A 16539-nucleotide genomic window follows, 5' to 3' on the forward strand; every position below is an offset into this window, starting at 1 on the left:
CAGCGTTCAATCTGAGCCATGATCAAACTCTTCAGTTTAAAATCAATAGTACATATAGTGTACCAATCTTGGCTCATCAATTACTGACAAAAATTTGCTCAAATAAACTTCGAGTAATTTCTACCATCAATCAATGAAAATAATTTCGATCAATCAATCAGTAAAAATCCACACAAGTTGTTCTTCATAATCTCTTAATGATCTTCTTGTTGGTTCGTCACCAGCAAGCTAGGTCGGCTATATTACTCTTTATTTCTAAAGAGTCAACCGGTAATTCAAATTATTTTTAAACTTTTTTTCTAAAACCCAACTTAATCAATTCAACCAAGTCATTGTTTTATCAGAAGTTTTAATCTTCATCACCGCCGATGGATGTGCATTCTACAGCATTTCACACCCAACGCAACACCCTTTTCCATTTATTTTTAGTTTTTCATTACGTTCGTTTATTTATTCTACTAAATTGAGTTTTTTTACTATTTTTTGAGCATAAAAGGGACAATATTTCCATATTTGTCCGTTAATTTATCTTTTTCATTCTTTTCTTGCCATTTTAAAGCTCGACAATCAACATATTCACAGTAACCACCTTCCCCACACTCGATTTCGTCGTTGATTTTGATTCGATAGTTAAAGCTTCCTGCATAGCCCGCCCCTAGTCCAAATTTAAAATCTCCACGACTCTGCGCTTGTACATGTATTTTCATTTTGTCATTTTGGTAAATCCATTCAAATTCACGTGGCAAATACATTTTTTGCAAATTTGGGGTTTTAACCACAGGATAAACGCGCATGACTTTAAAGAACACGCCTTGATCCGCCATGAACACTTGCTGCTGATTTAAATCTCTTAGATATAAACGCGAACTCAAAATATTGTTATAACGGTCTCGCGTTTGCATAAAGATAATTTGACGTTGTCGACTAAGGTTAATCACCTGATGGGTATAAAACGCTAAAGGTAAATATAGGAACTTGCGTATTTGTGCATAAGACAAAACCGCCAACTGATTTACATCATACATCTGGCCCTGAAATTTGATTTGCCCTTCACATTGGCACATCACCGACCAATATTCAGCAAGACCTAATCTCAACTTAATTAAACACGAAGAAATATCGGTAGTTTGCACGGACAAATCTAAACTGAGTTCAGTATCTTCTCGATGGATTTGAAATACCGCTCCATTCCAACCAATCTGCTCTTTATCTCTAAATTTAAAGACGGTATCACTCAGACTACAGTCGTCTTTGATGGAATATGATTGTAATTGACCAACCATATGACCGCTCACACTGGTCATTACTGTGGCTGTATTGAGTTCGTCTTGTTGAATGGACGCAGGATTTTGAAAAGCAGGAATCTGAGGCTGCCCGAGCCAACTCATAAAGTTAAGATAATGTAATGGCGCAGGAAGATTCGGTAGACAAAGTCCATAATGGACTGAAGGATATGGCGTATTCGGCGCATGTAGATTTATTTTTTTATGTTGTAAATCTGGAGCTTGATTCAATCGCCTTGATTGATCCAAGAAATCTTGAAATATCTGCATATCAAGCTCCTTTTCATTTTTATTTCATGTTTTAACTCATGCTTCAGCCTTTTTTGCCATTAAGGTTGTGACAAATCCAGACAATGCATAAATTACTGAAATAATTAAAATACCCATTGGAATATTATACGTTACAGCAGCTAAAATGAAGACTATGATTGGCAACACCGCAAATGGAACACGGCGACGATCCACAGTTTTAAATGAATAGTATTTTACATTTGAGATCATCAATAGACCCACTGCAATAATCACTACCGCATTAAAAATCTGAATACCTGTTTCGCGTAAGTCGAAGACCGCAGGGATATCCATACCTACCCATACCAATGAAATAATCATAACGGCTGCGAGTGGACTTGCAACACCAATAAAATAACGTTTATCGACAACCCCAATTTGTACGTTAAAACGTGCCAAACGGAAGGCTGCACATGCGGTGTAAACAAAACATGCTGCCAGGCCAATACGGCCTAAGTCATTTAGACTCCAGCTATACATTAAAATGGCAGGTGCAACACCAAATGCTAGCAAGTCCGACAACGAGTCAAACTGTTCACCAAAAGGACTTTGTGCGCCGATAGCACGTGCGACACGCCCATCCAAACCATCAAATAATGCTGCAAGGAAAATGGCATAAATGGCTTGTTGAAACTCACCATTCATACTGGCAACAATAGAATAAAAGCCGGATAACAACGCTGCAGTTGTAATCAAGTTTGGCCACAGATAGATCCCACGACGTTTCACTTTATGCCCTTCATGGGTATGCTCCTCTTCTTCAACTTCAAATGTAATGCCATCAAATGCATTTTCATCCTTTGAAGAAATTTCCCGCTCAGGTTTATTTGTATTTGTCATTGTTCGATCCTAACTGTGACCTTTCTTTTTCAAGTTTAAAATTATTCGCCAACCAACCAACGTACGGCTGCATGACCACCATTTTCATTCATACGAAGATGTGGGAACAACCATTGTAATGCTTCGTCCGCATCTTCAGAGAATTTCCAAGGTGGGTTAATCACCAATAAACCACAACCATTTAGACCGACTGGAGTGTCATCTGGCCATACACAAATTTCGCAAACCAACTGACGACGAATGCCGGTTTTGTACATTTTCTTTTCAAAACGTTCAATCATCGCGCGGTCTTTAATTGGATACCATACCGCAAAAACGCCTGTCGGCCATTTTTTATAAGCAGCCACCAACAATTCTACAAGCTGTGGAAAATCTTTACGTTCTAATTCGTAAGGCGGGTCAATCATGACTAAACCACGTTTTTCTTTTGGTGGAATTACGCCCAATAAACCTTCGTAAGCATCACGTTCATGCAAGCCTGCACGTTTATCAAAAATATTGTGGCGCAATTGCTGAAATACATCGCGCTGCATTTCAAAAATCGTTGCCTTATCAGTTTCACGCATGCCTTCAAGTGCAAACCATGGAGAACCTGGATAAGCGCCTTTACCAAAGTTTTCACGCATTTTTTCAACAACTTTTAAATATTGTTGAATACCTTCAGGCGCATTTCGTTTAATCGAATCATCGAGCTTAACTAAACGATGAATACCATTTAAAAACTCACCTGATTTCTGTGCTTCAGAGGTCGAAAGATCATATTTACCTGCACCACCATGTGTATCTACATAGCGATAAGGTTTATCTTTTGCATTCAGTCGACTTAATAACTGAAGCAGCAAAACGTGCTTCATCACGTCGGCAAAGTTGCCTGCATGGAAATGGTGACGGTAATTCATGTTTCTTTAATTCCTGATATCAACGGACATTTTAGCATGAAAAATAGTTTCATTCCGATGCTATTCTTGCTCTAGAATACGTCACCTTTTTTCCTCTACTTTTTGGATCGCATATGGAAACAGCCTTTCTCCCAAAGTCTTGGCCGGTTGATCAAATCCTCGATGATTTAGATCAACACGGGTTTAGCATTATTGATGACGCTTATCCTGCTGAATATATACATGCACTTGTTGAAGAATGTATGTCAAATTTAAATAAATTTAGGGATGCAGCCGTACAAAATGGGGTCATCAGTAAAATTAGAAGTGATCATATTTTATGGATTAACGACACATTAGATGTCGCTCAAGAACACGTTCAAGCCTTAGAACTTTTATCAGAACAATTTAATCGCGCATTTTTTTCTAACATTCACGAAGTCGAAGCACATTTTGCCTGTTATAACGCAGGTGAATTTTATGCCCTGCATAAAGATAATCCTCAAGACAAAAATGGACGTGTCATTTCAGCGGTTTATTATTTGCATGAACATTGGCAAGCCGACTGGGGCGGTGAATTGCGCTTACAAGATAAGAATGATGTTTGGCATATTTTAGAACCTAAACCGAATCGCATTGCTTTATTCCAAAGTGACCTGTTGCACGAAGTACTCGAAGCCAAACATCAACGTTTATCCATTACGGCTTGGCTACGTAATGACAACACGATGTGGTAATTCGAGATTCATCCTTTAAATCCCTTAAATTATCCTCATATATGAGTCATTCATAGATGAGGATGTACCCGATGCGTCAAAACAGTCAACAAATCATTCAGCGTATTGGCGAAACTGATCAATTATTTCTACAAGGCAACAGCCCTGATCTTGCCCTTGAGCGTGCTGACTTACGCCTACAATTGGTTGCCCTCAGTAAGAACCATCAAGAACAAGTGTATTTTCTACAAGAAGCCATTGTTCTGCTTGAGCAAAGCCGGATTGAATTTGAAGAAATGCCGATTGAGCTATACATCAATTTGTCTGTGCATTTAGCCAAAGCCTATATGGTATTTTTTGAAATCACCAAAGAGCAGCGCTATGCCCTGATTACCCAGCAGATTATGAAACCGATGTCCAAAGCTGAACATGGCGACATCTACTTCTATTTGGCCTATGCCTCTGCAGTAAAACAAGAACCTGCGTTAACCCGCCACTGGTTATATAAATACAGCAAATCTCAAGAATTCAAACTCACCACATTACTTGAGCATCCTGCATTTAATCCTTATCGCCAAGAAACTTGGTTTTTAGAATTACGCCAAAGTAAACTGCACTAAATAAAAAACACCTCCGAAGAGGTGTTTTTTATTTATGGAGAAGTGAAATCTATGCTGGTTGTAGCTTATATGCATCCATATGCAACTGTTGATTCAGCTCATCAATCCAAATGGCCCAATCATCATCTTGTACTAAATGGCTGATTAGAAAGTCGCGCTGTGCTTTATTCCAAAACGGCGCATCATGTAAATTTTCACTTGCGGCAAGCTGATGCGTACGTACGTATAACTCGATCGCAGCTGGACTGCTGGCTAACCCCAATTGAGAAAACAATAAAGCTAAGGATGGTTTATTTTGATTGAGCATCTCGCCCTCCTTATCAACTAATCTGTCATTTATTATTTAATTAACTTATATGATGCAGATAAAAAAACCTAGCGTTAAAACTAGGTTTGTTGTTTCAAATTGTATTTAGATTTTGCATGATCCGGAAAGCTTATGTTCTGTATGCAATTGTTCATTTAAAATATCGACCACTATGGCCCAGTCATCATCTTTTTTCCAATGACTGATAATGAAGTCACGCTGTGACTTCGTCCAAAATGGCGCTTCATGCAGTGGAACATCCATGGTGATTTGATGCGTTTCGATAAATTGATCGATGCCTTCCGGAGTTGCATCCAACCCCAATTGTTCAAAAAATAGTTCCAACGTCGGTTGTTGATCAAACATTGCCGTTCTCCTCAAGCCAAAAACATTTCTTCCATCTTCATAGTTATCTGTTTAATTGATTTTGTCAGTTGCAACTACATCTCAACGTGTTATTTTTTGTTCAAAACTTAAGCTTGGTATTTTTCACAGGCCATAAAAAAGCACCCCAAATGGAGTGCCTTTTTATAATTTAATTTAAAAAATTAAATTATTTAACCATGTCAGCAACTGCTGCACGTTCTTCTTCAAGCTCGTTTAGAGTGAAGTTGATACGCTCACGGCTGAATTCGTCGATTTCAAGACCTTGAACGATTTTGTACTCGCCATTTTCACAAGTTACAGGGAAACCGAACATTACGCCTTCAGGAATACCGTAAGAACCGTCAGAAGGAATACCCATAGTTACCCATTCGCCGTTTGTGCCAAGCGCCCAATCACGCATATGGTCGATTGCAGCGTTTGCAGCAGAAGCAGCAGAAGAAAGACCACGTGCTTCGATGATCGCAGCACCACGTTTACCAACAGTTGGAAGGAACACGTCTTTGTTCCAAGCAGCATCGTTGATTTTGTCTTTTAAGCTTTCGCCGTTTACATTTGCAAAACGGTAGTCCGCATACATTGTTGGAGAGTGGTTACCCCAAACAGTCATGTTTTTGATGTCAGAAACTGCAACACCCGCTTTTTGAGCAAGTTGAGTTAACGCACGGTTGTGGTCAAGACGTAACATTGCTGTGAAGTTTTTCGCTGGAAGATCTGGAGCAGATTTCATTGCGATGTAAGCGTTAGTGTTTGCAGGGTTACCTACAACAAGAACTTTAACGTCACGGCTAGCAACTTCGTTAAGTGCTTGGCCTTGACCGATGAAGATTTCACCGTTTACTTTAAGAAGGTCAGCACGTTCCATACCAGGACCACGTGGACGTGAACCTACAAGAAGAGCGTAGTCAGCATCTTTGAATGCAACTTTAGGATCATCAGTACCGATCATACCTTCTAAAAGAGGGAATGCGCAGTCATCAAGTTCCATCATTACGCCTTTAAGCGCTTGTTGAGCTTTCTCAACTGGAATTTCTAATAATTGAAGGATAACTGGTTGGTCTTTACCCAACATTTCACCGCTTGCGATACGGAATAATAAGCTATAACCGATTTGACCAGCTGCGCCAGTAACGGCAACACGAACTGCTTGCTTCATGTAATTATCTCCAATTGAGGAAGGTCATAATGATTAAATAGCTGTTCTATCTAATCTTAATAATCATAAACGGCAAAGATTGTACTCCAATCTTTTGACGCTTGCATGTAAAAGAGAATGCTTTTCAACAAAAGTATGATAGGAAATATAAATAAAATGCCGAAAAAAGCTTAGAAAGAACCTTTAATTATGAAAGTTGCAGGACAATTTCCGACGATAGTTGTAGGGCAACTTTTGTACTGACCATTGTTTTTATAGCAAATTTTAATCTCAGTCAGCAGGCTGCCACCACGGGTTTGCATACAGTTAAATTCAATACTTTGTGATACCAATCCGCTGTTCATACGCAACATTTTATTACGCAAGACATTGGCTTGAATGGATTGGGTTTCTTGGCTAGTCAATTCATCTGGAATTTTTAGCTTATCTGCATGATTAATAATGGTTCTGAAATACTGGCTGGCATTCATTGGGACACAGCCGCCGGTATTGTGCCAAAGCGCCACGCGCGCATTTTCATCAGGCATAATCCGTGCAACCACTTTGGCTTGCAGCGGAGAAAGTTTAGCGGAACTATTGGTGGTGCAATCACGGGTAGAAGTTTCTGGATATAGTCCCGTGATATTGAGTGAATACCCTTCTAGACATTTACGTTTTTTACTTTTTAATGGGTCATAAGCGCAAACAGCAGGCACCATTTGCACATCCATCACGTACCCTTTTACAACTGGTGCTGCCGAAAGCATAGACATACCAAAGCCTACACCACTGCCGATGAGCAGTGATGTCAGTATTCGATAAGCAAGTCTAATGTCCATGTTCGGCATTCATCATTTACCCATATTGCGCCTAAAAACAGGCGCATCTTGCTTTAAAATTTATTGCGCATTCCGTAATGGAATCATTTGCATTCTTTTTTCAATCGATTGTGGCCCCTGACCTAATAAAAGGCCGTAATGGGTTGCATTGGTCATCACATGTTTTACATAGTCTCGAGTTTCCGTTAATGGAATCGATTCCGTATATTGATCCGCTGCAATCGATTGATATTCAGGCTGCCAGCGTCGAGCACGATTTGGACCGGCATTGTAACCTGCAGTCGCTAAGACTGGACTATTACTCAATTGACGTTGAATCGTCGATAAATAGAAAGTGCCATAACGAATATTGGTATTCATATCCGTTAATGCAGCGGGGTTATAACTCTCCCCCATCTGACGAGCCACCAATTTTGCGGTGTCTGGCATGATTTGCATTAAACCACCGGCACCGACATGTGAACGTGCGCTAGTGACAAACCGACTTTCTTGACGCATCAAACCATAAGCCCATGCAGGGTCAATGCCGGCATTACGACTATGACTCACCACATAGTTTTGATGCGGCATGGCATAACGTAAAGCATAATTATGCTGTTTGGTGGTTCGATCTGCTGCATAAATCGCCCGATCATACCAGCCCATATCGGTTGCACGTTTAGCTGCGGCAAGAATCATGCCATCATCATGCTTTAAGTAGGCTTGACGCACTGCCCAGTTCCATTCACGGTTAATATAGCTGTCAGATGCATTAATATTGCGCAATGCAAAGGCACGACGGAAGTGAATATCCTGACTGAGACGCTGCGCATCTTGTGACGAAGGCTGCACATTTGACGGAATATTGTTATAAGACTGACCAATTTTGTCACGTGCTAACAAATTATGGTAATCATCGCCAATGGCAAGCTTACGATAAATTTCTTTTGCCGCACGTTTAGATGAGGCATCGCCACGTTGTTCAGAGGCACGCGCTAACCAATATTGCCAACGATCTTCTTGCTTTTGCGAAACGCTCATCGCATCAATTGCACGAATGACACTTTCCCATGCGCCAAAACGAATGGCTTGTCGCGCATAAATCTCGGCTTCTTCTGCACTAAAAGGCAGTCCATAACTCAAATCAAGATAATTTAGAACTTCACGGTTGAAATTATTTTTCATTACCGTTGTACCACCGATATACCCGACACTACGGTATAGGGCTTTTTGTACATCGGCTGGTGTGCCTTCTGCTGCACGTTTCACCGAAGAAATCGCGCCATTTAAGTCGCTATCGGCCAAGCGACCCATCGCATAAATCAGGTATGCATGATCTTCAGCTGTGGCTTTGGGTGCAGACCATAAATAATTCAGTGGATTGGCTTGAATGGTGTTGAGTTGTGACAAATTAATATTTACGCCAATGGTTTGCGCAGTCGCAATCGCTTGTCCTGACTGACCCGCTCTTAACTGTCCCCACATCCGTTGATGGCGGTCATCTTGAGTCATTAAAGGACTCGACAGCATCATACGGCCCAAACCCGTACACGAGTCAGGTTGTGAGTTTGTGGTCAACCATACATCTTTAAATTCTGCGTAAACCAGAGGGTCGCCCGACTTTGCGCGGACTTGAGCCATGGCACATGTTTCAGCACGGTCAGCATTAGTCACATATTGTAAGACAGGCTGTGCTGTAGCGAAATCAGCTTGTTTGACTTTTTCTTCAACATAATCTGCGGCTAATTTTTCTGCCATTGCCGAGTTTGGATAACGCTGTGCAAAATTAATAATGGCACTTGCTGGCTGTGAAGCCAAATTGTTATTCAGTAACCAATATTCTGGATAATAGCCCAAAACATCATTTTGCATGGATGATTGGTATTGTTGTAATAAACTAATATTGCCTGCATTCGCAGCACGTAAAGCATCGTTAAACTGCTCATCTGCGGCTTGGGCAAACGCAGAAATTCCGGAGAGCCCGACACTCAAAGCAAGTAATTTAGCGTAATTTTTCTGTTTAAAATTATGTTTTAACATCCACTTGCCTTCTTTCATGTCATTCTGCTCAGTTACAGCACATCGAACTTTGTTTAGGAATTAGTTTAATAATTCTAAACTCTGCATTGTGTTCTGTTATGTAACCTTATGATTAGCCAATATTAATTTTCAAACATTTTTACTTCATAAATCAATATGGCAGAGTTGTCATTTTAGGCTGTAAGTTTCTAATGAATTACTGCTAAAATATTGCCCATTCTTAAAATCCCCTTTTTGACCTCCGCAGCTGCACAATTCAATTGATTGAATTGTCTGTCAGCCACGTATGGTTATTGATTTTCATAAAATTCCTTTAGGAGCCTACATGACGGTTCAAACCTTCATCCCCAATAGTGCCCAAGCTGCCCCAGATAACACTGTTACCCAGCCACAGCACACCCCAGCTCAAGATGGAGCAGTGAAAAAACTGTACATCGAAACGCAAGGGTGTCAGATGAATGAGTATGACAGTCAACGTATGGGCGACCTTTTAGGTGATTCTCACGGCTATGTGCTGACAAGCGATCCAAAAGAAGCGGATATTCTCCTGATGAATACCTGCTCTATCCGTGAAAAAGCACAAGAAAAAGTATTTTCTGAGTTAGGCCGCTGGCGCAAACTGAAAGAAAAGAATCCTGATCTTGTGATTGGTGTCGGTGGTTGTGTGGCATCTCAAGAAGGCGACAACATTCAAAAACGTGCGCCTTATGTCGATATGGTCTTTGGCCCACAAACTTTGCATCGTTTACCGCAAATGCTGGATCAACACACTGAACAAGTGGTTAAGCCGAAAAAAGAAAAAATTCAGTTGGTGGATATTTCATTCCCTGACATTGAAAAATTCGACTTTTTGCCGGAACCGCGTGTAGAAGGTTTTAAAGCCTTTGTCTCGATTATGGAAGGCTGCTCAAAATACTGTTCTTTCTGTGTGGTTCCTTACACACGTGGAGAAGAAGTATCACGTCCACTGGATGATGTATTGGCTGAAATTGCCACTTTAGCTGAAAAAGGCGTACGTGAAATTTCATTACTCGGCCAAAACGTGAATGGCTACCGTGGTGAAACTTTTGAAGGGGAAATCTGTACCTTTGCAGACTTATTACGTTTAGTTGCTGAGATTCCAGGGATTGGTCGTATTCGTTACACCACATCGCACCCGCTTGAATTTAACGATGACTTGATTCAATGCTACCGTGACTTACCGCAAATGGTTTCTCACTTGCATCTACCGGTTCAAAGTGGTTCGAATGACGTTCTACAAGCCATGAAACGTAACCACACGATTGATGTATATATCGATAAAATTGCTAAATTACGTCAAGTTCGCCCTGATATGCATTTATCTAGCGACTTTATTATTGGCTTTCCGGGTGAGACTGACGAAAACTTCGAAGAAACTTATCAATTTATCCAAGATATGGATTTCGATCATTCATACAGTTTCATCTACTCAAAACGTCCGGGTACTCCTGCTTCAGAACTTGAAGACACGACCCCTGAAGATGTGAAAAAAGAACGTCTTGCAAAAGTTCAACAATGGATTAAACAATCTAGTATTGATAAAACTGATGCAATGCTAGGAACCATTCAACGTGTCTTGATTGAGTCTGTTTCAGACAAAGATCCGAACTTGCTGATTGGTACTGCAGACAATACACGTTTGGTTAGCTTTATCGGTGATCCTGCATGGGTTGGGCGTTTTGCAGAGATTGAAGTGACCGATATTAAAACTTTGAAGTTTGTTTACGGTGAACTCTTGAATCTTGAGCCTGACGTGGCGTAATGTAAGCTTAATCGTCAGACCAATTTAAAGGAATTCTCTTGACTGCAGCGATTCGACGTACTGTAACTTTTGCTGGTATTCCACTTGACCGTTTACAAAGCATGCTTGGTGCCTATAACGGTCATCTCAAACAAATTGAACAACGTTTAGATGTCAAAATTTCTCATCGTGCAGATGCTTTTTTTATCGATGGGGAAATCGATGCGGTAGAGAGAGCCGAAAGTCTCCTTCACCGTCTTTATGAAGAGTCCGAAACCAATCCACAGATTAGTGCGGACATTTTACACATGATGATTCAAGGCAGTCAGACTGACCGCGAAATTCAGGAAGATTTTTCTGAAAATGAGCATACCGGTTTAGACAATGTTTATCTACAAACCCGTAAAGGTCGAATCAATCCACGTGGTGCCAATCAAAAACGCTATGTACAGCGTATTTTACAAAGCGATATTTCATTTGGTATCGGCCCAGCGGGTACAGGTAAAACTTATCTCGCGGTCGCCGCTGCTGTAGATATGCTAGAACGTAACGAAATTCAACGCATTTTATTGGTTCGCCCTGCGGTTGAAGCCGGTGAAAAATTGGGTTTTTTACCCGGTGATTTGAGCCAAAAAATTGACCCTTACTTACGTCCGCTATATGACGCTTTGTATGAAATGCTCGGTTTTGAAAAAGTCGCAAAACTAATTGAACGTCAAGTGATTGAAGTTGCACCACTGGCCTACATGCGTGGTCGTACCTTAAATCATTCTTTTGTGATTTTAGATGAAGCACAGAACACTACCCCTGAACAGATGAAAATGTTCCTCACCCGTTTAGGCTTTGGTTCTCGAGCGGTGATCACGGGCGACATTACACAGGTCGATTTACCTCGTGGTCAACAATCTGGTTTGGCACATGCCTTACGTGTGATTGAAAAAATCAAAGAAATTCATATTACTCGCTTCCACTCTCGTGACGTGGTACGTCATCAATTGGTTCAAAAAATTGTTGAAGCCTATGAGGGATGGGACAGCGAACAACATCGCCTCACGGCTGAACAACGTGCAGAACGTAAAGCACGTCAGGAAGCCTTGGTGGCGGACAATGATGCTAAAGCTGATGGGCAGCATCAAGACGAAAACATTTAAGGATTCATTTTGAAACTTAATCTCTCCTTGCAGCAAAATTTTCAGTCACCTGAATTGGTGGTGAAACGTGCGCATATCAAAAAAGTCGTGGAAACGGCTTTACGTCATATCGATACACAAAGTGATTGTGAGATCGGTATTGCATGTGTGGACAATGACGAAAGCCACAAATTGAACTTGGAATATCGTGGTAAAGACAAACCGACTAATGTGTTGTCTTTTCCGAGCGATCTCCCCGATGAAATGGCTGCAGTTTTAGACTCATTTCCGATTGGCGACTTGGTGATTTGTATTCCTGTGGTTCTTCGTGAAGCACAAGAACAAAGCAAAGCACCCCTGACCCACTTTACGCATATGCTGGTACACGGTACGTTACACCTCATGGGTTACGACCATGAAACCTCTGATGAAGATGCTGAAGAAATGGAAGCTTTGGAGATCGAGATTTTAGCCAAATTGGGGTTTGATAACCCTTATCTGGAAAGAGATTAAGAACCCAAAAAGCGAGCTACGGCTCGCTTTTTTAACATTATAAAAACCAAGGAAGGAAAGATATGCAATATGTCGTGATTTTTAAAGCACGCATTCGTACGCTTGATGAGCTGTATTTTTCGACTGCACAGCAGCTTAGAGACAAAGCCTTGACACACTTTAACTGTCAACATTTTGAAGCGCTGACAGAGGGTGAGCATGAAATCGCCCTTTCCTACTGGAATACATTAGAAGACATTCGAGCTTGGCAACAAGATGCACAACATCTGGTCGCGCAGCAATTGGGGAAAAACCAATGGTATGCGAGTTTTAGCGTCGAAATCTGCGAAGTTTTGCGACGCAATCACAACTGATTAACGCACCTCAAACTCTGCTTCTGCAGGATCAAAGCGCCAAGTACGCACAATACGAAGTTCTGAGATGTCTTTCATTTTGGCATCAAACAAACCAAAAGGTGCCGCCTTACGCACAGAGGTTTTTGCAGCTTCATCCAATAAACTTGAACCTGAACTTTCGATCAAACGAATGGCACGAATCCCGCCATTACTGTTCAAAATAACCATTAAACGTACTTCACCGCGTAGCTGTTGCTGTTTTGCCGCTTCAGGATAATAACGGTTGCCATAAAACTCGACTTTTTCGCGGAATTTTTCCATATAGGCCGCAGAAACATCTTGCTTGGCTTGAATACCATCAATGGTTTTAATTTTTTGCTGACGGCTAAAGTTTTGCTGACGTTGTAAATATTGGGCTTCGATACTCGCCACCATCGCAGCCTTGGCCTGAAACTGACTATTCAACTCCTCAACGGCTTTTTTGCGACTGTTTTCTTCAGCTTGTTTTTGCCAACTCAAAGTTGTCATCAACACTTTATCTTCAAAGCTGAGTTCTTTCTTTTGTTGCAGTTGTTCTAAAGCTTCACTTTTTTGCTCACCGGCTTTTTGTTCGATCATCGGTGCAGGCATGTCACTCGACATACGATGTGACTCACGGAATGTCCCAGAGCCCTGCTGATCGGCTTGTGCTAAAAAGTCTGCATGTTCAATTTTTTCCGTCGTAGAACGTAAAGAAACTGCAATTTCTTTGGTGTTATAATCCGCCTCTTGGGGCATGGAAAATTGCATGGTTAAAAAAGCCAAATGCAACACAGCAGCAAACGCCAATGCAGTTGCAAATATGGGATCTTTCCACCACTCTTTCATCAAGGGCATGAACGTTATTTTTTTCAGCATCACATTAAACCGACAATTTGCCGCATTCCCCAAACTACTTAAAACAGTATAAAATAAAACTCGTATTCATTTTTTGATGAAAACGAGAAATCCATCAACACATCGATAATGCACAATTAAAATCATGAAAATGGTGCAATTTATTTTGCTAAACTGCAAGATCAAAACCTTGTGTTTTTATAGAAATCGACAAGATAAACATCGTTAAAAAACATAATTTGTCAGGATGCACTTCTTATGCAAACGCTAGTTTCCAATATCGCTAAACGTATACGCCAAGTGTACCAAAAAGCTGAAGGATTTATTGAAGATGAGCGTGAATTCCCAATGTCTCAAGTGTTTTTAAATGCGACATTTCAGCGCTTTGTGACCGATAATGTGAAAATGCTCAAAGACTTGCATGCTGACCTTCATGACGACTGGCTCAGACTGTATGCCACATTGGATTATAACGGGCTGATCATAACACTCTCTGTTGATTTAAAACTGGTACAGATGGAACTCAACAAACAAACCCAATTGATCGTATTTGAACAAATTAGTGATACACAAGTGATTGAAGCGAAGTATCCAAATGTTCTGTATAAGATGGGCGTGCGCATGGCGTTATGGTTCTATCAAAAAGTACTCAACCAAGATCCATTGGGTATGATTTTGGAAAAGCTCAATGTGATCAAAGTTAAAGATGATTTACTGTATTTAGACCTGAATCGCTGGCTCGGTAAAAGTCGATCGATTATCGACACATTGGGCAAAGTCCATGTCAACCATGCTGTTTTACGTGAGGCCGAATTGGTGGTGATTGGTAATGTTAATTTAACCGCATTGTTCACCAAGATGTCGCAAGAACGGATAGAAGACTGGGATGACTCAAATTTAAAAGACAATGAAGTCACGCCAATTAAGCAAAAGGAAAGCTAGACTTATCCTGTACTTAGATATCTTGAGCCTATAAAACGCTACACAACATATACATTAGGCACGGATTTGCGACGAGATTCTCCACAATCCAGCCGCATAATAAACATATCAGGTGGTTTAGCCCACCGCACTTCTATTGAATAGGAAAACCATACTTATGGCACATTCAGTTTTGAAAAATTTAGGTCTTGTTGCTGGGGTATCGACTACACTGCTTTTGACTGGTTTCTCAAGTCAGTCATTTGCCATGAGTCCATTCCAAGCCAACTACCAATTTAACTACAACGGCAAAAACTTGGGTTCTGCAACACGTACCCTAAAACAATCTGGGAATAACTGGACGTATGTTTTCGCAGCAAAAGCTGGTGCGATGGCCTCTGCAACTGAAACCAGTCGTTTTAGTTTAAATGGCAGCCAAATTCACTCGAACAGCTTTAGCCGCAGCAGCAAAATTTTGGTGCACAACAACACCATGAATATTAATTTTAATGCTGGCGCAAAAACCATTAACACCAAAAAAGATGACAAAGCACGTTCATTTGCGTGGAAATCAGGTGTGTTAGATGAACTGAATGCCGAATTGCAAATTCGTGAAGATTTAAAAAATGGTGGTTTGAAATCGAATTACTATATTGCCGATGCCAAAGAGGTTGAAGCTCGTAAGTTCGTGAAGCAAGGCACTGAAAAAGTGAAAACCACTTATGGAACTTTTGACACCGTGAAAGTCGTGATGCGTCATGACAAACCAGGCCGCCAAACGACTTTCTGGTTAGCACCAAAACTAGATTATCTACCTGTGAAAGTATCGCATCAAGACAACAAAACCTCATATGGTCTGCTTTTGACAGGCTATAAAAAGGTGCAACAAATTAATTGATTTGATCAATTTCGCTTGCATTTTTCTCGGTGCTTTTTAAAATACGCTTTTGCTTTAAAAAGCACCTGCCCCTCGAGGATTCTCCCGTGCACGCTCTGGAACAGAAAATCTTAGCTGAAGGTATCGTTCTCTCTGAAGAAGTTCTGAAAGTCGATTCTTTCTTGAACCACCAAATTGACCCTGTAATGATGCAGCAAATTGGTCAAGAATTTGCCCGTCTATTTAAAGATGCTGGCATTACCAAAATCATCACCATTGAAGCTTCAGGTATTGCACCTGCAGTTATGGCGGGTCTTGAACTTGGTGTTCCTGTGATTTTTGCACGTAAATATCAATCTTTAACCTTAAAAGATGATTTGTATCGCTCAAAAGTGTTTTCTTTCACCAAACAAACTGAAAGCACGATCGCAATTTCTAAAAAGCATATCAATGCTGAAGATAAAGTTTTAGTGATTGACGATTTTTTGGCCAATGGTCAAGCGGCTTTAGGTCTTGCAGATCTTATTCATCAAGCAAGTGCTGAAGTATTGGGTATCGGTATCGTGATTGAAAAATCATTCCAACCTGGTCGTGATATTTTGCTTGAGAAAGGCTATCGCGTTGAATCATTGGCACGTGTGAAATCACTGGCGAATGGTACAGTTGAATTTGTTCGTGACTAGTTTGCGTTCAAAAGAAAAAAGAACACATCAGGTGTTCTTTTTTTTGCTAAAAATTTGCCATTAAGGTGACATAGAGCGCACTTTTTAACGCCTTAGTTACAAGCAGACAAAACATCGGTGTGCAAAACTC

18 protein-coding genes are annotated in these 16539 nt (G+C 40.7%); 9 read left to right on the forward strand and 9 right to left on the reverse strand.

Features of this window, described 5'->3' with window-relative positions; translation table 11 throughout:
* Positions 1-476: 476 nt before the first annotated feature.
* From FTT88_RS07860 to FTT88_RS07870, 3 genes are read right to left on the reverse strand one after another with little or no spacing between them, the layout of a single operon-like run.
* A complete protein-coding gene (locus tag FTT88_RS07860; RefSeq protein ID WP_180003490.1) occupies positions 477-1553 on the reverse strand; it encodes a DUF6670 family protein in 1077 nt (358 codons plus the stop codon).
* A gap of 36 nt (positions 1554-1589) precedes the next feature.
* The gene (gene pssA / locus FTT88_RS07865; protein WP_180003489.1) at positions 1590-2414 is read right to left on the reverse strand and encodes a CDP-diacylglycerol--serine O-phosphatidyltransferase; all 825 of its coding nucleotides are present in this window, start codon (positions 2412-2414) and stop codon (positions 1590-1592) included.
* A 41-nt stretch (positions 2415-2455) separates the two neighbouring features.
* Positions 2456-3313: a 23S rRNA (adenine(2030)-N(6))-methyltransferase RlmJ gene (locus tag FTT88_RS07870; protein ID WP_111885953.1), complete on the reverse strand. Its 858-nt coding sequence runs from the start codon at positions 3311-3313 to the stop codon at positions 2456-2458.
* Positions 3314-3426: 113 nt separating this feature from the next.
* Between FTT88_RS07870 and FTT88_RS07875 the strand changes: the two genes are divergently transcribed.
* Positions 3427-4029 (forward strand): 2OG-Fe(II) oxygenase, encoded by a 603-nt coding sequence (locus FTT88_RS07875; protein ID WP_180003487.1) that lies wholly within the window; start codon positions 3427-3429, stop codon positions 4027-4029.
* 71 nt (positions 4030-4100) lie between these two features.
* Positions 4101-4628, forward strand: coding sequence for a hypothetical protein (locus FTT88_RS07880; RefSeq protein WP_168379139.1), 528 nt, complete (start codon positions 4101-4103; stop codon positions 4626-4628).
* Positions 4629-4677: 49 nt separating this feature from the next.
* Here the strand turns inward: FTT88_RS07880 and FTT88_RS07885 are convergent, their stop codons facing one another.
* The 5 genes from FTT88_RS07885 to FTT88_RS07905 form a co-directional block, all read right to left on the reverse strand.
* A complete protein-coding gene (locus tag FTT88_RS07885; RefSeq protein WP_078189234.1) occupies positions 4678-4935 on the reverse strand; it encodes a DUF2789 family protein in 258 nt (85 codons plus the stop codon).
* A 105-nt stretch (positions 4936-5040) separates the two neighbouring features.
* Positions 5041-5301 (reverse strand): DUF2789 family protein, encoded by a 261-nt coding sequence (locus FTT88_RS07890; protein WP_180003486.1) that lies wholly within the window; start codon positions 5299-5301, stop codon positions 5041-5043.
* Positions 5302-5488: 187 nt separating this feature from the next.
* Positions 5489-6475, reverse strand: coding sequence for a malate dehydrogenase (locus tag FTT88_RS07895; RefSeq protein WP_111885948.1), 987 nt, complete (start codon positions 6473-6475; stop codon positions 5489-5491).
* 170 nt (positions 6476-6645) lie between these two features.
* Positions 6646-7302, reverse strand: coding sequence for a ribonuclease I (locus FTT88_RS07900; protein ID WP_180003484.1), 657 nt, complete (start codon positions 7300-7302; stop codon positions 6646-6648).
* Positions 7303-7353: 51 nt separating this feature from the next.
* Entirely contained in the window at positions 7354-9330 is a 1977-nt protein-coding gene (locus tag FTT88_RS07905) for a lytic transglycosylase domain-containing protein (protein ID WP_180003483.1), read from the reverse strand.
* 307 nt (positions 9331-9637) lie between these two features.
* Here FTT88_RS07905 and miaB point away from each other — a divergent pair, with 307 nt between their 5' ends.
* The 4 genes from miaB (at position 9638) to FTT88_RS07925 (ending at position 13070) form a co-directional block, all read left to right on the forward strand.
* Positions 9638-11095 carry a tRNA (N6-isopentenyl adenosine(37)-C2)-methylthiotransferase MiaB gene (miaB, locus tag FTT88_RS07910; protein WP_168379136.1) on the forward strand — a complete coding sequence of 486 codons (1458 nt, stop codon included), beginning with the start codon at positions 9638-9640 and terminating at the stop codon, positions 11093-11095.
* Between the two features lie 38 nt (positions 11096-11133).
* Positions 11134-12225, forward strand: a complete 1092-nt coding sequence (locus FTT88_RS07915; RefSeq protein ID WP_180003481.1) for a PhoH family protein — start codon at positions 11134-11136, stop codon at positions 12223-12225.
* A 9-nt stretch (positions 12226-12234) separates the two neighbouring features.
* On the forward strand, positions 12235-12717 hold the full coding sequence (gene ybeY / locus FTT88_RS07920) for an rRNA maturation RNase YbeY (RefSeq protein ID WP_078192431.1): 483 nt from the start codon (positions 12235-12237) through the stop codon (positions 12715-12717).
* A gap of 62 nt (positions 12718-12779) precedes the next feature.
* Entirely contained in the window at positions 12780-13070 is a 291-nt protein-coding gene (locus FTT88_RS07925; protein WP_111885943.1) for an antibiotic biosynthesis monooxygenase, read from the forward strand.
* Here the strand turns inward: FTT88_RS07925 and FTT88_RS07930 are convergent, their stop codons facing one another.
* A complete protein-coding gene (locus FTT88_RS07930) occupies positions 13071-13928 on the reverse strand; it encodes an energy transducer TonB (protein WP_213032932.1) in 858 nt (285 codons plus the stop codon). It abuts the gene before it with no gap.
* Positions 13929-14186: 258 nt separating this feature from the next.
* On the opposite strand from FTT88_RS07930, the gene FTT88_RS07935 reads away from it, so the two are divergent.
* The 3 genes from FTT88_RS07935 (at position 14187) to FTT88_RS07945 (ending at position 16409) form a co-directional block, all read left to right on the forward strand.
* On the forward strand, positions 14187-14870 hold the full coding sequence (locus tag FTT88_RS07935) for a hypothetical protein (protein ID WP_180003480.1): 684 nt from the start codon (positions 14187-14189) through the stop codon (positions 14868-14870).
* A 157-nt stretch (positions 14871-15027) separates the two neighbouring features.
* Entirely contained in the window at positions 15028-15747 is a 720-nt protein-coding gene (locus FTT88_RS07940) for a DUF3108 domain-containing protein (protein ID WP_180173864.1), read from the forward strand.
* Positions 15748-15833: 86 nt separating this feature from the next.
* The gene (locus tag FTT88_RS07945; protein WP_078189246.1) at positions 15834-16409 is read left to right on the forward strand and encodes a xanthine phosphoribosyltransferase; all 576 of its coding nucleotides are present in this window, start codon (positions 15834-15836) and stop codon (positions 16407-16409) included.
* The last annotated feature ends 130 nt before the right edge of the window (positions 16410-16539 follow it).

Origin of the sequence: Acinetobacter sp. YH01024 (genome assembly GCF_013420195.1) — a bacterium.
Classification (GTDB): Bacteria; Pseudomonadota; Gammaproteobacteria; order Pseudomonadales; family Moraxellaceae; genus Acinetobacter; species Acinetobacter amyesii.